Source organism: Stenotrophomonas sp. C9D9, from assembly GCF_056491205.1.
Map to the genome: position 1 here is coordinate 223,132 of NZ_JBSZIF010000003.1, position 20,642 is coordinate 243,773.

Annotated in this window: 15 protein-coding genes; 3 read left to right on the forward strand and 12 right to left on the reverse strand. The window is 67.2% G+C overall.

The window, feature by feature from the left end:
* Positions 1-148 precede the first annotated feature (148 nt).
* Positions 149-631: a peroxiredoxin gene (locus ACXI0D_RS03010; protein WP_032127816.1), complete on the forward strand. Its 483-nt coding sequence runs from the start codon at positions 149-151 to the stop codon at positions 629-631.
* A 29-nt stretch (positions 632-660) separates the two neighbouring features.
* Positions 661-1,236 (forward strand): ferritin-like domain-containing protein, encoded by a 576-nt coding sequence (locus ACXI0D_RS03015; protein ID WP_049443020.1) that lies wholly within the window; start codon positions 661-663, stop codon positions 1,234-1,236.
* A gap of 114 nt (positions 1,237-1,350) precedes the next feature.
* Here ACXI0D_RS03015 and pbpC read toward each other — a convergent pair whose 3' ends face one another.
* From pbpC to prpB, 9 genes are all read right to left on the reverse strand, one after another.
* The gene (gene pbpC, locus ACXI0D_RS03020; RefSeq protein WP_479642284.1) at positions 1,351-3,732 is read right to left on the reverse strand and encodes a penicillin-binding protein 1C; all 2,382 of its coding nucleotides are present in this window, start codon (positions 3,730-3,732) and stop codon (positions 1,351-1,353) included.
* A 64-nt stretch (positions 3,733-3,796) separates the two neighbouring features.
* A complete protein-coding gene (locus ACXI0D_RS03025) occupies positions 3,797-8,704 on the reverse strand; it encodes an alpha-2-macroglobulin family protein (RefSeq protein ID WP_479642285.1) in 4,908 nt (1,635 codons plus the stop codon).
* Positions 8,705-8,873: 169 nt separating this feature from the next.
* A complete protein-coding gene (locus ACXI0D_RS03030) occupies positions 8,874-10,334 on the reverse strand; it encodes a bifunctional 2-methylcitrate dehydratase/aconitate hydratase (RefSeq protein WP_119006626.1) in 1,461 nt (486 codons plus the stop codon).
* Positions 10,335-10,405: 71 nt separating this feature from the next.
* Positions 10,406-11,584: a 2-methylaconitate cis-trans isomerase PrpF gene (gene prpF, locus ACXI0D_RS03035; protein WP_119006627.1), complete on the reverse strand. Its 1,179-nt coding sequence runs from the start codon at positions 11,582-11,584 to the stop codon at positions 10,406-10,408.
* Between the two features lie 23 nt (positions 11,585-11,607).
* Complete coding sequence (locus ACXI0D_RS03040; RefSeq protein ID WP_119006628.1) at positions 11,608-11,934, reverse strand: type II toxin-antitoxin system RelE/ParE family toxin; 327 nt, start codon at positions 11,932-11,934, stop codon at positions 11,608-11,610.
* A complete protein-coding gene (locus ACXI0D_RS03045) occupies positions 11,921-12,178 on the reverse strand; it encodes a type II toxin-antitoxin system ParD family antitoxin (RefSeq protein WP_006384133.1) in 258 nt (85 codons plus the stop codon). The genes ACXI0D_RS03040 and ACXI0D_RS03045 overlap by 14 nt, the downstream gene beginning before the upstream one ends.
* Before the next feature lie 101 nt (positions 12,179-12,279).
* Entirely contained in the window at positions 12,280-14,898 is a 2,619-nt protein-coding gene (gene acnD, locus ACXI0D_RS03050; protein ID WP_479642286.1) for a Fe/S-dependent 2-methylisocitrate dehydratase AcnD, read from the reverse strand.
* A 97-nt stretch (positions 14,899-14,995) separates the two neighbouring features.
* A complete protein-coding gene (gene prpC, locus ACXI0D_RS03055; RefSeq protein ID WP_014038133.1) occupies positions 14,996-16,153 on the reverse strand; it encodes a bifunctional 2-methylcitrate synthase/citrate synthase in 1,158 nt (385 codons plus the stop codon).
* A 36-nt stretch (positions 16,154-16,189) separates the two neighbouring features.
* Entirely contained in the window at positions 16,190-17,083 is an 894-nt protein-coding gene (gene prpB / locus ACXI0D_RS03060; RefSeq protein WP_049443047.1) for a methylisocitrate lyase, read from the reverse strand.
* 153 nt (positions 17,084-17,236) lie between these two features.
* On the opposite strand from prpB, the gene prpR reads away from it, so the two are divergent.
* Positions 17,237-18,820, forward strand: a complete 1,584-nt coding sequence (prpR, locus tag ACXI0D_RS03065; protein WP_479642287.1) for a propionate catabolism operon regulatory protein PrpR — start codon at positions 17,237-17,239, stop codon at positions 18,818-18,820.
* A 136-nt stretch (positions 18,821-18,956) separates the two neighbouring features.
* Here the strand turns inward: prpR and ACXI0D_RS03070 are convergent, their stop codons facing one another.
* The 3 genes from ACXI0D_RS03070 to pdxH all read right to left on the reverse strand — a co-directional run bounded on the left by ACXI0D_RS03070 (position 18,957) and on the right by pdxH (position 20,604).
* A complete protein-coding gene (locus tag ACXI0D_RS03070; RefSeq protein WP_049443011.1) occupies positions 18,957-19,418 on the reverse strand; it encodes a DoxX family protein in 462 nt (153 codons plus the stop codon).
* Positions 19,419-19,540: 122 nt separating this feature from the next.
* Positions 19,541-20,008 carry an aminoglycoside 6'-N-acetyltransferase gene (aacA, locus tag ACXI0D_RS03075; protein ID WP_049443010.1) on the reverse strand — a complete coding sequence of 156 codons (468 nt, stop codon included), beginning with the start codon at positions 20,006-20,008 and terminating at the stop codon, positions 19,541-19,543.
* A complete protein-coding gene (gene pdxH, locus ACXI0D_RS03080; protein WP_479642288.1) occupies positions 20,005-20,604 on the reverse strand; it encodes a pyridoxamine 5'-phosphate oxidase in 600 nt (199 codons plus the stop codon). The genes aacA and pdxH overlap by 4 nt, the downstream gene beginning before the upstream one ends.
* Positions 20,605-20,642 lie beyond the last annotated feature (38 nt).

Sequence of the window (20,642 nt, forward strand, 5' to 3'; positions counted from 1 at the left end):
CGCAATGCGGCTGCCATCCCGATGCCCCAGGCTGTGGCTGGAAGCCCCCGCCGCAAAGCCTGAAGATGGGGCCTGCACACGGGTTTTCCAATGTCTTGACGCCCCTGTCCCATCCGGCCCACTAGCCTGCCCCAGCAAGGAGTTCCCCATGACCATCCATGTCGGCGACCGCATTCCGGAAGTGACCCTCAAGCGCATCCGCGAGGGCATCGAAACGCTCGATACGCATTCGCTGTTCGACGCGCGCAAAGTGGTGCTGTTCGCCGTGCCCGGCGCGTTCACCCCGACCTGCTCGGCGCGCCACCTGCCCGGCTACGTCGAGAAGTTCCAGGCGTTCCGCCAGCGCGGTATCGACGTCTACTGCATGGCCGTCAACGACCCGTTCGTGATGAAGGCCTGGGCTGCCGACCAGAGCGTGCCCGACGGCCTGCTGATGCTGTCCGACGGCAATGCCGAACTGACCCGCGCGCTCGGCCTGGAGCTCGACGCCAGCGCCTCGGGCATGGGCATCCGCTCACGCCGGTTCGCCCTGTACGTGGTGGATGGCGTGGTGCGTGCGGCCTGGATCGAGCAGCCGGGCCAGTTCGAGGTGTCTTCCGCCGAGTACGTGCTGGAGCACCTGCCTACCTGATTCCCCACCGCAAGAGGAAACGGCCAGCCATGTCCAGCAAGCCAGCCAAAGCCGCAAAGCCCGCCGCCAGGGTTCCCGGCATCAGCGACCGCAAGACCCTGCGCGAACGCGCCCGGCGCAACATCGAAGACGGTGCGATCACCGACAGCTACAGCGCCGACCGCAAGGTGGTGATCAAGCTGCTCAACGATGCACTGGCCACCGAGTACGTATGCGTGCTGCGCTACTACCGGCATTACTTCATGGCCAAGGGCATGCTGGCCGACGCGGTCAAGGCCGAGTTCCTCGAGCATGCACAGCAGGAACAGGCGCACGCCGGCAAGCTGGCCGAGCGCATCGTCCAGCTTGGCGGCGAGCCCGACCTCAACCCGGATACGCTGACCGCACGCTCGCATGCCGAATACAAGGAAGGCAGCGACCTGCGCGACATGGTCCGCGAGAACCTGGTGGCCGAACGGATTGCCATCGACAGCTACCGCGAGATGATCAACTTCATCGGCGACCGCGACACCACCACCAAGCGCATCCTCGAAGAGATCCTGGCGCAGGAAGAGGAACACGCCGACGAGTTTGCCGACCTGCTGGATGGGTGGATCGGGGAATGAGCTGGTAGATGCCCACCTTGGTGGGCGCCTTTGCCGCGTGCCAACCAAGGTTGGCACCTACCAGAGCACGGCGGTGTCGTTGGCGTTGGGCCGCGCGCCGACCAAGGTTGGCATCTAGCGGAGGACGTTGAACCGCACCTGCGTCCACGCGCCGTCGGCCGCCAGCGCGGTCAGGGTGTGTGCGCCCGGTTCGGCGAATTCGCGCTGCATCAGCTGCGCGCCGTGGGTCTGCGCGATCCAGCGTCCATCCAGCAACCAGTCCACTGCCTGCTCGCTGCCCAGCGCGCGCAGCTGCAGGCGTACGCCATGTTCCGAATTCGGCGCGCGCGCCAGCGTGGCGCCATCATTGAGTCCGTCCACGTGCAGCGCGACGCTGGCCTCCCGCCCGTCGTCGCGGCAGTCCGGCGACAGCGCCGGCAGCTGCGAGGCCTCGCGCGTGGCCTTGGGCAGCCATGGGGACAACAACGCCGGCCAGCGCGCGATCTCCCGCGCGACTTCCTCATGCGGCAAACGGCAATCCGCGGATACACGCAGTCCGGTCCGCGCGTCGGCCAGGTAACGCTGCCGCCCCGGCTGCCAGCGCCGCGCCTCGCGCTCGGGGAAGGTCGGCGGCGCCGCACCGTCCAGCAGATAGGCCGACATCCGACGTTGGCACAGCGCCGCCGGCAGGCCCTCGGCGCGTTCGCCGGTGGGCCAGCAGATGTCTTCCTGGCTGACACTGGCCGGCATCGGTGCGGCCGCCGAATCGCCGCGCTGGCGCGGCAGGCTGTCCACCACCTCGAACATCAGCGGCAGTGCGGTGACCGCGCCATACTGGCCCGGCAACGGCGTGCCGTCCGGCCGACCCACCCACACGCCCACGGTGTAGTGGCGGGTACTGCCGATCGCCCACGCATCGCGATAGCCATAGCTGGTGCCGGTCTTCCACGCCACGCGCGGGCGGCCACCGACATCGAAGGTGCCGACGCTGTAGCCCGGACGCGGGTTCGATTCCAGCATCTCGCGCACGATCCAGCTGGCGCCCGGCGAGGCCAGGCGCCGCTCGATCATCGGCTCGTCATCGGTGTAGCGCACGCGGCCGGCGATGCCGTTGCGGTTGAGCGCGGCGAACGCACCGACCAGATCTTCCAGCCGCGCACCGGTGCCACCCAGGATCAGCGACAGGTTGGGCGTGCTGCCCGGTGGGAAGCGCAGCTGGATGCCGGCGTGCGACAGGCGCGCGGCGAAGCGCGCGGCCCCGACCCGCTGCAGCAGGTCCACCGAGGGCACATTGAGCGACAGCCGCAATGCGCTGGAAGCACCAATCGGCCCATTGAAGGCCATGTCGAAGTTGCCGGGGCGGTAGCTGCCGAAACTCTGCGGCGCATCGACCAGCAGGCTTTCCGAATGGATCAGGCCATCGTCCAGCGCCATTGCATACAGGAACGGCTTGAGCGTGGAGCCCGGCGAACGCCAGGCCTGCACCATGTCCACGTGGCCCAGCCGCTGGCGGTCACCGAACGCCAAGGTGCCGACATAGGCACGCGCCTGCAGGGTCTGGTTGTCGACCACCAGCAAGGCGGCCGAGGTGCGCTCGGGCAGCGTCGAGAAATAGCTGGCCACGCGTTCTTCCAGCGTGCGCTGCAGGCCGATGTCGATGCTGCTCTGGATGCGTGCCTGGCCGGGGTACGCCGAGTGAAGTCGCTGCGCCAGCAGTGCGGCATGCAGTGGCGGCCGCAGCGAGCGCGCCACCACGTTCTCGATGCGCGCGTCCTCCACTTCCTCCGCTGTCCACGCGCCCAGTTCGGCCATGCGTGACAGCACCTTGTCGCGTGCCTTCTGCGCGGCTTCCGGATGGCGGTCCGGGCGCAGCCGGCTCGGCGCCTGTGGCAGCACCGCCAGCAACGCGGCTTCGGCATGCGACAGCTGCGCCGCCGGCTTGCCCAGATAGGCCCAGCTGGCCGCTTCCACGCCCTCGATGGTTCCCCCGTAAGGCGCGCGCTCCAGGTACAGGGCCAGGATCTGCCGCTTGCTCAGGTGCACTTCCAGCTGCACCGCGCGCAGCATCTGCTTGAGCTTGCCCCACGGCGTGCGCGTGTGCGGGTCGAGGATGCGGGCGACCTGCATGGTCAGGGTCGAGCCACCGGAAACAATGCGGCCACCGCGCAGCAGCTGGCCGCTGGCACGCAGGATCGCCAGCGGGTTGATGCCCGGATGGCGCCAGAACCAGCGGTCCTCGTAGGTCAGCAGCGCCTGCAGATACAGCGGCGAGACGCTGTCGATCGATGCCGGATAGCGCCACACGCCCTCGGCATCGGCAAACGCGCGCAATGGCGTGCCGTCGGCAGCCACCACCAGGGTGCTGGTATCGCGCTGCTTCGGCAGCGGCGGCGGGAAGACGACATCCAGCACCAGCAGCAGCGCCAGCGTGGCGGCCGTGCCCCAGCGCAGCCACGGCCACAGCGGCCGCAGCCAGCGGCGCAGGGCCGCCAGCCGGGTCGTCATCGTGTTCTTCATTGCAGCGTGCCGGATTGGAGCTTGCCAGCGGGACGGGCCGCGCCGTCGCGGCCCGTCCGCGCGGTCACGGCTGCACCACCGTGATCGTGGTCGGGTTGCTGCGGCCGACGCCACGCAGCTGCGGCCGGTACATGTCCTCCACCAGCGGCGGCGGCACCGAGTAGGTTCCCGGCGTCACCGCACGCACCAGGTAGAACACGTTGGCCTTGCTGCCACGCGAGAGCTTCAGCGCGGCCACATAGCGATCGTCGCGGAACTCCTCATGCTTGGTATCGGCAGCTTCGCCGCGGTCGCTGATGGTGATGCCATCGACCACCACGTCGGCCCACTGCTTGGCGTCGCCCAGGTTGAAGTTCTCGATCTCCAGGCCGGCCGGCAGCAGGTCGGTCAGCAGTGCGTCCGGCATCGTAGTGTCGGCGGTGACGGTGACGCGCACGATCAGCGCTTCGCCTTCCTTCAGCGGGCGCGGCGACCACGGCTTGCCATCGGTGCCGTAGTAGCTGCGCTCAACGCCCAGCACGCTGTTGTCCGGTGCCGGTGCGCTGCGCGGAATACCGGCCACGTCGATGCTGGCGAACATCGGCGGCTGGCCCTGCGGGGTGAAGCGTACGCCGCTGGCCAGTTCGCTGGCGCTGAAGGTGCGGCCGAACAGCTTGCGCTCGCCGATGGCTTCGGTGTTGCCTCCAATCACCAGCTCACCGGCCACCAGCGCCTTCTGGTTGGCGGCGAGCGCCTTGCCGAGGCGGGCAATCGCCACCTGTTCCTGCGTGCTCAGCCACATCCAGCCGGCATTGCGGCGCGCATCCAGGCCACGGCCGAGATCCACCGCACGCGCATCCCAGGCCGGCTTGGCCAGCTTGTTTTCGTGGGTCAGCGCGATCATCAGCGCGTCATCACGGATGGCGCTGCCGTAGTCGCCGAAATAGGACGGGCGTTCGCTGCTGGACTTGGCGAAGGCCGCGGCCAGCGCGGCCTGGCCACGCTTGGCATCGCCCTGCAGCGAGAGCGCCACGCCCAGATGGACCAGCGACAGGCCACCGACCGCCTTGCTGCGCTCGTTGTCGTACAGCGTGCGCAGGGTACCCAGCGGCGCACGGTTGACCCGGGCCAGCACGTAGCCCGAATACGCCTGGTTGGCGAACTTCAGCTTCTCGCGGTCGTCCTGGCCGTAGAACTGGTTGCCACCGGACAGCAGGTCCTCGCTGAGCCGGTTCAGTGCCTTCTGCAGCACGTTGTCCGGCACCGCGAAACCGGCGTCCTTGGCATCGAGCAGGAACTCGGTGATGTACGGGGTCAGCCACGGGTTCACGTAGCCGTCGTCACCCCACATCGAGAAGTTGCCGTTGGCCACCTGCATCGACGCCAGGCGACCGAACGCGCCTTCCATGCGCTCGCGACGGGTCTTGGCATCCAGGCCGTCGGCACCGAGCATCGACGACGTCGCCTGGTCCAGGATCAGCGCGGCGTAGCCCTTGCTGGTGGTCTGCTCGGCACAGCCGTACGGGTAGTTCAGCGCGCCCTGCAGCGCACTGGCGAACGGAATCGGCGGCAGCGGGCTGACCAGCAGGCGGGCATTCACCGACTCGGACATCAGGCCATCGGTCAGGCTGTTGTCGAGGCTGACCGCGGCCAGCGGATCCAGCGTACGCACCTGCGAACGCAATACCTGCGGCCACGCCGCACGCACCGGCAGGTCGTAGCGGCGATCAGCCTTGAAGCCGTTGCCATCCACGCGCACGCGCACCTTGGCCACGCTGTGGCCTTCGCGTGCCGACAATGGGAAGCTCAGCGTGGTCTTGGCATCGGCATTCAACTGCACGCTGCGGCTGCCCTCGCCCAGGTTCAACGGGCCTTCGCTTTCCACCTTCACGTTGAACTGGCCCGGCTTGCCGGTGAAGTTCTGCACGTCCAGGGTCACGGTGCTGCGGTCGCCCGGGGCCAGCACGCGTGGCATGCTGGCTTCGGCCAGGATCGGCGCGCGCACGATGGTTTCCACATCACGCTTGCCATACTGGTCATCGCTGTAGACCAGCGCCGACACGCGCAGGGTGCCGTTGAAGTCCGGTACCTTCAGGCGGATGCGGGCATTGCCCTTGGCATCGAGCTGCACCGGGCCGGAGAACAGGTCCACGGTCTGCACGCGTGCCGTCGGGCGCTTGGCCTGCGGCAATGCCTGCAGCGCCATGTCACCACCGAACTTCAGCTTGCCGCTGCCACCATCGAAGCTCTCGATCACCCGGCTGTAGATGTCATAGGCATCGATGCCGAGGCGACGCTGGGCGAAGAAGTGCGCACCGGCGTCGGGCACCGGGAAACGGGTGATGTTGAGGATGCCCACGTCCACCGCCGAGACGGTCACGTGCGCGGTCTTGCCGGCCAGCTGCGGCGCACTGACCGTCACCGGCAGGTCCTGTTCCGGCCGCATCTGCTTGGGCGCGACCAGGCCGACGGCCACGGTGCGGCCCTTGCGGTCCATCGGCACATGCACCACGCCCACGGCGCGGGCCGGGGTGATCCTGCTCGGTGCACTGCCGCCACGGAACACCAGCGCGGTGATGTAGACGTCGTGGCGCTCCCAGTCGGCGGTGACCGGAATCTTGAAGGTCGAACCCGGCTTGGCCTCGATGTCCTGCACGTACAGCATGCGGTCGGTCTCGACCATCAGGATGCCCTTGCCGGCGTGCGGCGGGGTCACCGTCACCTCCAGGGTGTCACCGGCCTTGTAGCCGGTCTTGTCCAGGCCCAGCTTGACCTTGTCCGGGCGCGCGTCCAGGCCGCGGTTGTCGTCGCCCCAGCTCCAGCCGGCGCGGAACGGATAGCGGCTGGTCAGGCCGGTGGACGGATCGAACACGTCCACCCGGTACTCACCCCACTCCACCGGGAAGTCGAAGGCGACCGCGCTGCTGCCGGCATCGACGGTGCGGGTTTCCTTGTTCTCGAAACGGCGGGTGAAGTCGTAGTCCCAGCGGTTGTCGTTGAAGGTCCAGTGGTAGTCGCGCAGTTCGCGCACCAGGGTGATCTTCAGGCCCTTGGCTGGCTGCGGTGTGCCGGCGGCATCCACGCGCATCAGTTCGAAGCGTGCGTTGCCGTTGGAATCAGCGCCATCGTCGGGGTTGAACAGCGGCCGCACGCCGACCAGCGCGTTGGCCGGCCACATCACCCGCTTCAGGGTACGGGTGACCGTGCGGCCACCGGTTTCATACAGGCTGCCGGACAGCACCACGGCGATCGGTGCCTTAGCCTTGGCCGCCTCTTCCGGCAACGCCACGTCCTCACGCAGCTGGCCATTGCCCGGCAGCGTGGTATCGATCACGTCCTTGGCCTCGCGCGGCAGCTGCAGGGTCGGGTCACCGAAGAAATAGCCCGGCAGACCGTCCACCGGCTTCTGCTCGGCGGCCACCGCCATGCGCGCGGTGAAGCGGTTGCCATCGGCCGGCGCGCCATACAGATAGGCGCCATTGGCCTGCAGGCGCAGGTCCTCACCCGGCTTCAGCGTCTTCTGCGCGCTGTCCAGGTCCAGCTTCATGCGCTCGGGCAGGAACTCCTCGATGCGCAGGGTCATGCCCTGGATCGCTTCCTTGCTGGCCGGGTCGGTGCGGAACTCGACCTGCCAACGCCCGGTCGGCGCCTCGGCGGGGATGACCTGCTCGAAATTGATGTAGCCCTGGTCACCCGGCTGCAGCCGGGTCTCGCGGAAGGTCTTGCCATCGGGCTGCTTCAGGCGCAGGAACACCGGCTGGGCCTTGACCGGCTTGCCGTCGTTGTCGCGCAGCAGCGCGGACAGGCGCACGGTCTCGCCCGGCCGGTACAGGTCGCGCCCGGACCAGGCATAGACGTCGAACCAGGCATTGTCACGGCCGGCCACGGCGAATTCGCTCAGGTCCAGCGCCGGCTGGTTGAACGGCAGGAAGCTGGTGTCCTTGCCACTGCTGGCGACCAGCACGTGGGTGGCGTCCAGGGTGTAGTTCAGCAGTGCGTTGCCATTGCCGTCGGTGCTGCCCTTCAGTACCACCTCGCCCTTGGCGTCGAGCACGCGCAGGTCGATGCCCTTCAGCGGCGCACCGTCCTTGAGGCCGGCGGTGTGCACGAACAGCTTGTCCTTGTAGGCGCGGGTATGCAGGCCGATGTCGCTGACCGAGAAGAACGCGGTATCGAACTCGCCTTCGTAGTCACCGGTGCGCTTGAGCAGGGCGAAGTACAGGCCCGGCTCCTGCAGTTCCTTGATGTCCTGGGTCGGCAGGTAGGTCAGCACCCGCTCGTTCTTCTTGCCGCCAAGGATGAAGCGGTTGACGTAGACCGGCTCGGCCAGCTTGTTGATCGGGCTGCGTTCGTAGTCGCTGCTCAGTTCCCAGCTGCCACGGCGGCCGCCGCGCTGGTACTGGCTGAAGAAGGTCGGCAGGTCCTTCTCGCGCACGCGCAGGAATTCGACGTCGACTTCCGGCACGTTCACCGAGACCACGGGCAGGCCGCGGCTGTCCTTGGCCGGCAGCACGCTGCCCTGCGACGCGAAACCCACCACCGGCTTCAGTTCGCCACTGAACACCTTCTGCTTCAGTTCCTTGCCCAGGCGGCTGCCATCGGCGGCCAGCAGGTCCGGCGAGACCACCAGGCTGAACTCCTTGCCGGCCTCTACGAACGGGTAACGCAGGGTCAGGCCGTCATCGGACAGCGTCCAGCTGCTGTCGGAGGTGCCGACCTTCTCCTCGAAGCGCACCAGTTTGTCGAAATCCTGGGTGCCGACCAGCGGGCGCGAGAACTCCAGCGCCAGCGACAGGCCGTCATTCTTCTGGTCCGGGTAGGCGCGCAGCAGGGTGAACTCCTTCACCTGCTCGGCCTTGGTGGTGATGGCTTCACCACTGGCCTTGGGCAGCTGCCCGCTGTCGTTGCGGCAGCCGGCCAGGCCCAGCAACAGGCCTCCTGCCAGTATCGCCGCCGCCCATCCCCACCGCTTCCGCCGTGCCGGACCGCTCATGTCGTCACTCCTTGATCGAGGCGGCCATTATAGGCAGGCCGCGTCAAGGTGTTGACGCGAATCCGGCAATTGCCCGGGACGGGTAGTGCCGGCCGCTGGCCGGCAGGACCGGTAGCCGCCAACCCTGGTTGGCGTCGGCCGTGCCAACCAGGGTACCCACCAACGTTCCCTACCCCGGCAGGTACAGGTCCACGTAGTCGGTCACCGGCATCGCCGCCAGCGCCACCGGGTCCAGCGAGGCGGCCAGGATGCGCTGCTGCTGGGCGGTCGGGAAGCGGTGGGCCAGGTGCCGCCGGAACTTGTCCATCAGCAGTGGAATGCCTTCCTCGCGGCGTCGAGCGTGGCCGAGCGGGTATTCCACCAACACCTCCGGTAGCTCGGTGCCATCAGCGAAGCGCACGCTCAGGCCATTGGCAATGCTGCGCTTGTCCGGGTCCAGGTAGTCGGCACTGAGCTGTGCGTCCTCATGGCAGGACATCTTCGCCCGCAACGCGTCGATGCGCGGGTCGGCGGCAACGTCATCCTCGTAGTCCTCGGCCACCAGCCGTCCATGCAGCAGCGCGATGGCGACCATGTACTGCACGCAGTGATCGCGGTCGGCCGGGTTGTGCAGCGGCCCCTGCTTGTCGATGATGCGGATGCAGGCTTCCTGGGTGCGGATCGCGATGTGCGCGATGTCCTCGACCCGCCGCCCCGTCGCACGCAGCTGCTGGTGCAGCACGATCGCTGCCTCCACTGCGGTCTGTCCGTGGAACTCGGCCGGGTAGCTGATCTTGAACAGCACGTTCTCCATCACGTAGCTGCCCAGCGGTCGCCCCAGCGTCAGCCTCTGGCCATGCATGGACACCGCCTCGAAGCCCCAGGTCGGCGCGCTCAGCACGCTGGGATAGCCCATCTCGCCGCTGGCCGCCATCAGCGCCAGGCGCACGCCACGGCTGGTCGCGTCGCCGGCCGCCCAGCTCTTGCGCGAGCCGGTGTTGGGCGCATGCCGGTAGGTGCGCAGCGCCTGGCCATCGACCCAGGCCAACGACAGCGCATTGAGCATGCGTTCGCGATCCAGCCCGAGCAACTGCGCGACCACCGCGGTGGTGGCCACCTTGACCAGCACCACGTGGTCCAGCCCAACCCGGTTGAAGGAATTCTGCAGGGCCAGCACGCCCTGGATCTCGTGTGCCTTGATCATCGCCAGCAGCACGTCATGCAGGGTCGGCGCCGGGCGGTGCAGGGCCTGCGCGTTGCGTCCCAGCCAATCGCAGACAGACAGGATGCCGCCCAGGTTGTCCGACGGGTGGCCCCATTCGGCGGCCAGCCAGGTGTCGTTGAAATCCAGCCAGCGCACCATCGCGCCGAGGTTGAAGGCCGCCTGCACCGGGTCCAGCACGTAGTGCGTACCCGGCACGCGCGCACCGTTGACCACGCTGATGCCCGGCACCAGTGGACCGAGCAGCTTGCTGCAGGCCGGGAAGGATAGCGCTTCCAAACCGCAGCCCAGCGTGTCGAGCAGGCAGTGGTGCGCGGTCTGGAACGCCAGGGGTGAGTCGATGCGCGCGTCGCGCACGTAGTCGACGATGTCCACCAGCAGCGCGTCCCACGCTGCACGCTCGTTGGAAGGGGTGTGGTTGTCGGACATCGTCGATCTCCTCGTTGCGGTGCACGGTTGCCCATGCACCCTGCCAACCAAGGTTGGCATCTACCAGAGCACTATTCGGCCGGTACCCGCACCTTGCCTTCCATCAGCACGCGGGCACTGCGGCTCATGATGGCCTTGGTCACCGTCCACTGGCCGTCAACGAGACCGGCCTGCGCGCCCACGCGCAGCGTGCCGGAGGGGTGGCCGAAGGTCACCGCTTCGCGTTCGCCGCCGCCGGCGGCACGGTTGACCAGGGTGCCCGGAATCGCTGCTGCGGTGCCGATCGCCACGGCGGCAGTTCCCATCATCGCGTGGTGCAGCTTGCCCATCGACAGCGCACGCGCATGCAGGTCGATCGCCGACGCCGGAATGGCCTTGCCGCTGGACGAAACGTAGTCCTGTGCCGGCGCCACGAAGGCCACCTTCGGCGTGTGCTGGCGGGTCGCTGCGTCTTCAAGTTTCGAGATCAGGCCCATGCGCATCGCGCCATGCGCGCGGATGGTCTCGAACTTCTGCAGTGCGGCCTTGTCCTCATTGATCGCCGGCTGCAGCTCGGTGCCGGTGTAGCCGAGGTCGGCGGCGTTGAGGAAGATGGTCGGGATGCCCGCGGTGATCATCGTCACCTCGAAACTGCCCACGCCGGGAACATCGAGGGTGTCGACCAGGTTGCCGGTCGGGAACATCGCGCCCGCATCGCCGTCATCGGACGGATCGATGAATTCCAGCTGGATCTCGGCGGCCGGGAAGGTCACGCCGTCCAGCTCGAAATCGCCGATCTCCTGCACTTCGCCATCGCGCATCGGCACGTGGGCGATGATGGTCTTTCCGATGTTGGCCTGCCAGATGCGCACGGTGCACAGGCCATCGCGCGGTACGCGGGCCGGATCGATCAGCCCATTGGCGATCGCGAACGGACCGACAGCGGTGCTGAGGTTGCCGCAGTTGCCGCTCCAGTCGACGAAGGCGGTGTCGATCGAGACCTGGCCGTACAGGTAGTCCACGTCGTGGTCAGGCACCGAGGCGGTGGAAATGATCACGCACTTGCTGGTGCTGGAGGTGGCGCCGCCCATGCCGTCGGTCTGCTTGCCATACGGATCGGGCGAACCGATCACGCGCATCAGCAGCGCATCGCGCGCGGCGCCGGGCACCTGCGCGGCTTCGGGCAGGTCCTGCAGGCGGAAGAACACGCCCTTGCTGGTGCCGCCGCGCATGTAGGTGGCGGGAATACGGAGTTGCGGAAGAAAATTCATCGTCGGATCCAAGCGTTTGGATTTCAGGAAATGTCTTGCATCAGTGCGTCAAGGCCACGATCAACGCACCACACTCGCATGACGTCCACGCGGTCCGGCAGATCGAGGTAGTAGACGAGATAGCGTTCGAAGCCCGGAACCTGCATGAAGCGCAAGAGTGCCGGCAACTGTGCGGCGAGGTCGGCATGGCGGACGGAACCTGACGCAGGGAATATCGCAATACGTTGAAGCGTGGCCTCCAGCTCGGCGAGAAAGCGCCGACCCAGTACCAGGCCACCCTGCCGTGCGAACCACAGCGCGGCGTCGGCTGCGTCGGCTTCGGCCCGGGGCCTCCATTCAATCGCCTTCACGCTCCATCCTTTCGGTCAGTTCGCGACGCATCCGCTCGAATGTGGCCGCAGTCACCGGAACGGCAGGCCCCGACGCCAGCCCCTCGGCTATCAACTGCTTGAGCAGCTCTTCAGCCTTGCTGCGCTGACGCTGGCGGATCAGGTCACGCACGTAGTCCGACGTACTGGAGTAGCCGCCTTCGCGCACTTCCTCGTCCACGAACTGCTTGAGCGGGTCAGTCAGCGAAATGTTCATGGTGGCCATGAAACTCTCCTTTGGCAGTTTTTGCCAAGTCAGTGTGCGCCCCGTCCTGGTATCGGACAAGCCCGCCCCCGGCGGCCGGGGGGCAGGCATTCAGCACGGCATCACGCCACCTTGGCGCCTTCCAGGAAGTCCTGGGCGAAGCGCTGCAGCACGCCACCGGCTTCGTAGATCGCCACTTCCTCGTCGCTGTCCAGCCGGCAGGTGACCGGCACGATCACGTCCTGGCCGTCGCGGCGGTGAATGACCAGGGTCAGGTCGGCGCGCGGGGTGCGCTCGCCGATCACATCGAAGGTCTCGGTGCCGTCAATGCCCAGGGTCAGGCGGGTGGTGCCCGGCTTGAACTCCAGCGGCAGCACGCCCATGCCGATCAGGTTGGTGCGGTGGATGCGCTCGAAGCCTTCGGCCACGATCGCCTCCACGCCAGCCAGGCGCACGCCCTTGGCGGCCCAGTCACGCGAGCTGCCCTGGCCATAGTCGGCACCGGCAATGATGATCAGTGGCTGCTTGCGATCCATGTAGGTCTCGATCGCTTCCCACATGCGCATCACCTTGCCTTCCGGCTCCACGCGCGCCAGCGAACCCTGCTTCACGCTGCCGTCGTCGTTGCGCACCATCTCGTTGAACAGCTTCGGGTTGGCGAAGGTGGCACGCTGCGCGGTCAGGTGGTCGCCGCGGTGGGTGGCGTAGGAATTGAAGTCCTCTTCCGGCAGGCCCATCTTCGCCAGGTACTCGCCGGCGGCACCGGACGCCAGGATGGCGTTGGACGGCGACAGGTGGTCGGTGGTGATGTTGTCCGGCAGCACCGCCAGCGCGCGCATGCCAGACAGCGTGCGCTCACCGGCCAGTGCGCCCTCCCAGTAAGGCGGACGGCGGATGTAGGTGCTCTGCGGGCGCCAGTCGTACAGCGGGCTGACCGCCGCACCGTGCTCCACGCGCACGTTGAACATCGGGTTGTAGACGCGGCGGAACTGCTCCGGCTTCACCGAGGCCTTCACCACCGCGTCGATCTCGGCGTCGCTCGGCCAGATGTCCTTCAGGCGCACCTCGTTGCCGTCGGCGTCCACGCCCAGCACGTCCTTCTCGATGTCGAAGCGCACGGTGCCGGCGATGGCATAGGCGATCACCAGCGGCGGCGAAGCCAGGAAGGCCTGCTTCGCATACGGGTGGATGCGGCCATCGAAGTTGCGGTTGCCCGACAACACGGCGGTGGAATACAGGTCACGGTCGATGATCTCCTGCTGGATCGCCGGATCCAGCGCGCCACTCATGCCGTTGCAGGTGGTGCAGGCGAAGGCGACGATGCCGAAGCCGAGCTTTTCCAGGTCCGGCAGCAGGCCAGCCTCTTCCAGGTACAGCTGCACCGCCTTCGAGCCCGGCGCCAGCGACGACTTCACCCACGGCTTGCGCAGCAGGCCACGCTCGTTGGCCTTGCGCGCCAGCAGTGCGGCGGCGATCACGTTGCGCGGATTGGACGTATTGGTGCAGCTGGTGATGGCGGCAATGATCACCGCGCCATCGGGCATCAGCCCCTGCGCCTGCTCGGCCTTGCCCGCTTCCAGTTTGGCTTCGTCGGCGATGCCGCGCTCGGCCAGCTCGGCGGTGGCCACGCGCTTGTGCGGGTTGGACGGGCCGGCCATGTTGCGTACCACGCTGGACAGGTCGAAGCGCAGCACGCGCTCGTACTGCGCGGTGGCCAGGTCATCGGCCCACAGGCCGGTGGTACGGGCGTAGTTCTCCACCAGCGCCACCTGCGATTCCTCGCGGCCGGTCAGGCGCAGGTAATCGATGGTCTGCCCGTCGATGTAGAACATCGCGGCGGTCGCGCCGTACTCCGGGCACATGTTGGAAATGGTGGCGCGGTCACCGATGGTCAGTGCCGCAGCACCCTCGCCGAAGAATTCAAGATACGCACCGACCACGCGTTCCTTGCGCAGGAACTCGGTCAGTGCCAGCACCACGTCGGTGGCGGTAATGCCCGGCTGCGGCCTGCCGGTCAGCTCGACACCGATGATGTCCGGCAGGCGCATCCACGACGCGCGGCCCAGCATCACGTTCTCGGCTTCCAGACCGCCAACACCAATCGCGATCACGCCCAGCGCATCCACGTGCGGGGTATGGCTGTCGGTACCCACGCAGGTATCCGGGAAGGCCACGCCGTCCTGCACGTAGACCACCGGCGACATCTTCTCCAGGTTGATCTGGTGCATGATGCCGTTGCCCGGCGGAATCACGTCCACGTTCTCGAACGCCAGCTTGGTCCAGTCGATGAAGTGGAATCGGTCTTCGTTGCGGCGATCTTCGATGGCGCGGTTCTTCTCGAACGCCTGCGGATCGAAACCACCGCACTCCACTGCCAGCGAGTGATCGACGATCAGCTGCACCGGCACCACCGGATTCACCTTGGCCGGGTCACCGCCCTTGTCGGCGATCGCATCACGCAGGCCGGCCAGATCGACCAGCGCGGTCTGGCCGAGGATGTCGTGGCACACAACGCGTGCAGGGAACCACGGGAAATCGAGGTCGCGGCGGCGCTCGATCAGCTGCTTCAGCGAATCGCCGAGCGTGGCCGGATCGCAGCGGCGCACCAGGTTCTCGGCCAGCACGCGCGAGGTGTACGGCAGGGTGGCATAGGCGCCGGGCTGGATCGCATCGACGGCGGCACGCGCATCGAAATAGTCCAGCGCGCTGCCGGGGAGGTTCTTGCGGTAATCGGTATTCATGGGCTGGCGGAGTGCTTGGGGCGGGCCGGGTGCCGGCGGTGCGGCGGCGAAAGCATCCGGCCGGCACGCGGCCGGCCGGATGGGTACAGCAGGTGGATCAGACGCGCTTGTCGATGGCGACGAAGTCGCGGTCTTCCGGACCGATGTAGTTGGCGCTCGGGCGGATGATCTTGCCGTCGATGCGCTGCTCGACGATGTGCGCGCTCCAGCCGGCGGTGCGGGCGATCACGAACAGGGGAGTGAACATCGCGGTCGGCACGCCCATCATGTGGTAGCTGACGGCGCTGAACCAGTCCAGGTTCGGGAACATCTTCTTGATGTCCCACATCACCGATTCCAGGCGCTCGGCGATGTCGTACATCTTCATGCTCGACTGCTCTTCGGACAGCTCGCGGGCCACATCCTTGATCACCTTGTTGCGCGGATCGGAGACGGTGTAGACCGGGTGGCCGAAACCGATCACCACTTCCTTGCGCTCAACGCGCGCCTTGATGTCTTCCTCGGCCTCATCCGGGTTGTCGTAGCGCTTCTGCACTTCGAACGCCACTTCGTTGGCGCCGCCATGCTTCGGGCCGCGCAGCGCGCCGATGCCACCGCAGATCGCGCTGTACATGTCGCTGCCGGTACCGGCGATGACACGGCAGGTGAAGGTCGAGGCGTTGAACTCGTGTTCGGCGTACAGGATCAGCGAGGTGTGCATCGCCTTCACCCACGACTCCTGCGGCTTCTCGCCGTGCAGCAGGTGCAGGAAGTGGCCACCGATCGAGTCGTCGTCGGTTTCCACGTCGATGGCGCGGCCGTTGTGGCTCCAGTGGTACCAGTACAGCAGCATCGAACCGAGGCAGGCCATCAGCTTGTCGGCGATGTCGCGCGCGCCCGGATGGTTGTGGTCGTCCTTCTCAGGCGCCACGCAGCCGAGCACGGACACGCCGGTGCGCATCACGTCCATCGGGTGCGCCGACGGCGGCAGTTCTTCCAGCGCCGCCTTCACCGCGGCCGGGATGCCACGCAGCGACTTCAGCTTGGCCTTGTAGGAAACCAGCTCGGCGCGGGTCGGCAGCTTGCCGTGCACCAGCAGGTAGGCGATTTCCTCGAACTCGCTGGTGTTGGCCAGGTCCAGGATGTCATAGCCACGGTAGTGCAGATCGTTGCCACTGCGGCCCACGCTGCACAGCGCGGTGTTGCCGGCAGCGGTGCCGGACAGGGCGACGGACTTCTTCGGCTTGAAGGTCGGGGTTGCGGTCGTATCGTTCATGTTTCCCTCCGAAAACTTGATGGTGCAGGGTACTGCTTATTTCTTGGCGGCGAACAGTGCATCGAGCTGCTGCTCGAACGCGTGGTAGCCGATGCGGTCGTAGAGTTCTTCGCGGGTCTGCATGGTCTCGACCACATTGCGCTGGTGGCCATCACGGCGCACCGCCTGGTAGACGTTCTCGGCGGCCTTGTTGGCGGCACGGAACGCCGACAGCGGGAACAGCTGGATGGCAACGCCGGCCGAGGCCAGTTCATCGCGGCTGAACAGCGGGGTGGCGCCGAATTCGGTGATGTTTGCCAGCACCGGCACCTTCACCGCGTCGACGAAGCGGCGGTAGGTATCCAGGTCGTAGGCAGCCTCGGCGAAGATGCCATCGGCACCGGCCTCGACACAGGCGATGGCGCGCTCGATGGCCTTGTCCACGCCGTCCACCTGGATGGCGTCGGTGCGTGCGATCAGGAAGAAGCCCGGATCGGTCTTGGCATCGGCGGCGGCCTTCACGCGGTCGACCATTTCCCCCTGCGAGACGATCTCCTTGCCCGGACGGTGGCCGCAGCGCTTGGCGCCGACCTGGTCCTCGATGTGGCAGGCGGCTGCGCCGGCCTTGATCAGCGACTTCACGGTGCGCGCGATATTGAACGCGCTCGGGCCGAAGCCGGTATCGATGTCGACCATCAGCGGCAGGTCGCAGACATCGGTGATGCGGCGCACATCAACCAGCACGTCTTCCAGGGTGTTGATGCCCAGGTCCGGCAGGCCCAGCGAGCCCGCGGCAACGCCGCCGCCGGACAGGTAGATGGCGCGGAAGCCGGCGCGCTTGGCCAGCAGGGCGTGGTTGGCGTTGATCGCGCCGATCACCTGCAGCGGCGATTCGGCAACCAGCGCCTCACGGAAGCGGGCACCGGCGGAGAAAGGGGCGGAAGCAGTCATGCGGCAATCCAGGTTGAAGAACGGATGGGTAGGCGCAAGCACCATGCCAAGCTGCAAGCAGTTGATTTCACGGGGATGACCGGCATGCAGCAGTGAAACAAATGAAACATTGAAACAGATGTATCATGAAACACCCCACCCGGACCCGCCGCCATGTATCTGCCCCGCTCACCCCTGCGCCATGCAGATGCCGACCCCGGCCGCCCGGTGATCTGGACGGTCAGCGTCTCGCGGCTGACCGGCCTGCTCGGCGACGTCATTCCCGAGTTCGACCGCCGCGCGCGCATCGAGCAGATCAACCTCGGCTTCGAGGAAGCGGTGGAGGTGATCGGCCAGCGCCTGCGTCGCGAGCACTGCGATGTGGTGATCGCGGGTGGCTCCAACGCCGCCTGGCTGCGCGGCCGGCTGGAGCTGCCGCTGGTGCCGATCCAGGCCAACGGCTTCGACCTGATGGAGGCGCTGGCCCGCGCCCGCCGCATCGCCAGCCGCATCGGCCTGGTCACCCACGCCAGCGACGTACCGGTGTTCAGCAACTTCCAGCAGAGTTTCGGCCTGGATATCGAGCATCGCCGCTTCGTCACCCGCGAGGACGCTCGCGACTGCATCGCCGACCTGCGCGCCAACGGCATCGAAGTGATCGTCGGCACCGGCATGGCCATCGACCATGCCGAGCAGGCCGGCCTGCCCGGGGTGCTGCTGTATTCGGCCGACTCGGTGCGGCAGGCGTTCGAACATGCGCTGGAACTGACCCAGACCCTGGCACGTTCCGGCAGCAACCGCCCTGCCCCGCGCCGGCGCCCGGCAGCGCGTGCCGATGCGCATGAACTGCTCGGCGACAGCGACGCGATGGCGCAGGTGCGCGCGCAGATCGCGCTCTACGCCCCACATGACAGCACCGTGCTGGTCAGCGGCGAAACCGGCACTGGCAAGGAACTGGTGGCGCGCCAGCTGCACGCCGCCAGCGGTCGTCGCGGACGCTTCGTGGCGCTGAACTGCGGCGCGATCAGCGAATCACTGCTGGAAGCGGAGCTGTTCGGCTACAGCGATGGCGCCTTCACCGGCGCACGCCGTGGCGGCCGCGTTGGCCTGGTTGAAGCCGCAGACGGCGGCACCCTGTTCCTGGACGAAATCGGCGAACTGCCGCTGCCGCTGCAGACCCGCCTGCTGCGCGTGCTGGAGGAACGTGAAGTGCTGCGCGTGGGTGCCACCGAACCGACGCCGGTGGACCTGCGTGTGGTCGCCGCCACCCTGCAGTCGCTGGAGCAGCGCGCGGCCGTCGGCAGCTTCCGCCGCGACCTCTACTATCGGCTGGCAGCACTGCGCATCGTGCTGCCGCCGCTGCGCGCCCGACGCGGCGACATCCCGCTGCTGGCGCAGCATTTCTTCCGCCAGCTGCGTGGCATCGACGCGCCATTGGATGAGGATACGCTGGCGGTGCTGACCGCCGCCGAGTGGCCCGGCAACGTGCGTGAGCTGCGTAATCTGGTGGATCGCCTGCGCATCCACTGGCAGCCAGGAGAAGGCCTGATTGATGCTGCACGACTGCTGCAGTTGGCCCCCGAACTGGTGAATGAGGGCGCTGCAGCATTGCCGGTGGAAAGCAACGGCAAGCGCCCGCCGCGTGCGCAGCTGGAGACGCTACTGCAGGAACATCGCAATGATCGCGAGGGGATGGCGCAGGCGCTGGGCGTCTCACGCACTACGCTGTGGCGCTGGCTGCGCGCGGAGGGGTTATAACCACTCGTTGCCTGGTGGGTGCGAACCTTGGTTCGCAACGCTCTTCCGTCAAGCATCTCATCCACGCATGGCGTGGATCTACCGGAACATACCAAATGCTACAGACGCGCTCCGGCTGCGTGCGGACGAGGAACGCTCACCGTGCCCAACGCGCCTCGATGGCGAACCGACCGCTCCCTACCGCCGCAACCCATAGCAGCAGCACGCCCAGCGGCACTTCGCTCAGGTAGAAGAACCAGCTCAGCCAATCGGGCACGCTCAATCCCGCCGGAATGCGCGCGATGCCATCAGTCATTGCGGCCACCGCACAGATGCCCGCCAGCAGCAGCGCCGAGGGGCGGCTCAACAGACCCAGCACCAGCAGGCCGCCGGCGATCCATTCGATCGCACCGAGCACCGGCGCACTGAATATCGGGAACGGGATGCCCGCATCAACCAGCGTATGCACCATGCGCTCGCGCCCTGCGTCGGTGAACACCTTGTTCCAGCCGGATACGCAGAACATCACGCCGGCGACGATGCGGGCAAGCAGCAGCAGGAAGGCTTCCATGCCGCGGCGTGGCGGCGGCACGGCAAACAGGCAACGCCAAGAGGGCATGGCGACTCCGGAAGTCGAGGGCATCCAGCCGAGTGTGCCGGTCACTGGCCTGCTCGCAGATGAAGCGAACCCGTCGGTTCGCGACAATCTGCTCCTGTAGCGTCGCCAACCAAGGTTGGCGGCTACCGGGGCAGCTCGGCGTCCAACACCATGCGGAAATACACCACGCGCTCGGTTTCCTCGAAACCACACGCACGATGCGCGGCATGCGCCTGTACGTCTTCCACGCGACTGTCAGACGCCAGCTCGCTGCAGCCGGCCGTGCGCGTCCACGCCTGCACTGCCGCCAGCAGAGCGCGGCCCACGGCGTGGCCCTGCCACTGCGGCTGCACGTACCAGCCTTCCAGGAAGCCGACCGGCGAAGACTCGGTGCCATTCACGTAGTCGTGGCGCAGGCGCACTTCGGCGAACCCCACCGCTTCGCCACCGGCCAGACAGGCAAGGAATACCGCGCCTTCGGCATCGGCCAGCGACTCCGCCAGTTCCTCCAGCGGATCATCGGCATCGGGCCACAGGCCGAGACGCAACTGCGCCCACGCGGCCACATCGGCCGGCGTGGCCTGGCGGATCGTGGGCACACTGTCGATCACGGGTACAGCAGGCGCTTGCTCCAGCGCCCTTCGGCACCGGCTTCATAGCACCAGCGTTCATGCAGGCGGAACTGCGCGCCGTACCAGAACTCGATACGGTCAGGCACCACGCGCAGGCCGCTCCAGCCGGCCGGGCGCGGTACGTCCCTGCCCTCGAAACGGGCTTCGATTTCGGCCACGCGCGCGTCGAATTCCTCGCGGCTTGCCAGCGTCTTCGACTGTTGCGAGGCCCACGCACCGATCTGGCTCATGCGCGGGCGGCTGGCGAAATAGGCATCGGCCTCTGTGTCTGCCACCTGCTCGACACGGCCTTCGATGCGCACCTGGATGCCAGCCTCGCGCAGGCTGCGCCACAGGAACAGCAGTGCGGCCTGCGGATTGGCCTGCAGTTCCTGGCCCTTGTGGCTGTCCAGGTGGGTGTAGAAGACAAAGCCGCGCTCGTCGAAGGCCTTCAGCAGCACGGTACGCGCCGAGGGACGGCCCTGCGCATCGGCGGTGGCCACGGTCATCGCGTTCGGCTCGACCTCGCGGCTCTGTTTGGCCTCTTCGAACAGGCCGGCAAACGTGGACAGGGCTTCGGCGTACAGGTCGCTCATGATTGCGTTCTTCTCACACGGATTGGGCTATTGTGGCT

Bases quoted from the DNA above. Each gene is read 5' to 3' on its own strand.
- prpR (WP_479642287.1), top strand. From the start codon at position 17,237: ATGTATCTGCCCCGCTCACCCCTGCGCCATGCAGATGCCGACCCCGGC.
- prpC (WP_014038133.1), bottom strand. From the start codon at position 16,153: ATGAACGATACGACCGCAACCCCGACCTTCAAGCCGAAGAAGTCCGTC.
- acnD (WP_479642286.1), bottom strand. From the start codon at position 14,898: ATGAATACCGATTACCGCAAGAACCTCCCCGGCAGCGCGCTGGACTAT.
- ACXI0D_RS03045 (WP_006384133.1), bottom strand. From the start codon at position 12,178: ATGGCCACCATGAACATTTCGCTGACTGACCCGCTCAAGCAGTTCGTG.
- ACXI0D_RS03030 (WP_119006626.1), bottom strand. From the start codon at position 10,334: ATGTCCGACAACCACACCCCTTCCAACGAGCGTGCAGCGTGGGACGCG.
- ACXI0D_RS03015 (WP_049443020.1), top strand. From the start codon at position 661: ATGTCCAGCAAGCCAGCCAAAGCCGCAAAGCCCGCCGCCAGGGTTCCC.
- ACXI0D_RS03010 (WP_032127816.1), top strand. From the start codon at position 149: ATGACCATCCATGTCGGCGACCGCATTCCGGAAGTGACCCTCAAGCGC.
- prpB (WP_049443047.1), bottom strand. From the start codon at position 17,083: ATGACTGCTTCCGCCCCTTTCTCCGCCGGTGCCCGCTTCCGTGAGGCG.
- ACXI0D_RS03070 (WP_049443011.1), bottom strand. From the start codon at position 19,418: ATGCCCTCTTGGCGTTGCCTGTTTGCCGTGCCGCCGCCACGCCGCGGC.
- prpF (WP_119006627.1), bottom strand. From the start codon at position 11,584: ATGAATTTTCTTCCGCAACTCCGTATTCCCGCCACCTACATGCGCGGC.
- pbpC (WP_479642284.1), bottom strand. From the start codon at position 3,732: ATGAAGAACACGATGACGACCCGGCTGGCGGCCCTGCGCCGCTGGCTG.
- ACXI0D_RS03025 (WP_479642285.1), bottom strand. From the start codon at position 8,704: ATGAGCGGTCCGGCACGGCGGAAGCGGTGGGGATGGGCGGCGGCGATA.
- pdxH (WP_479642288.1), bottom strand. From the start codon at position 20,604: ATGAGCGACCTGTACGCCGAAGCCCTGTCCACGTTTGCCGGCCTGTTC.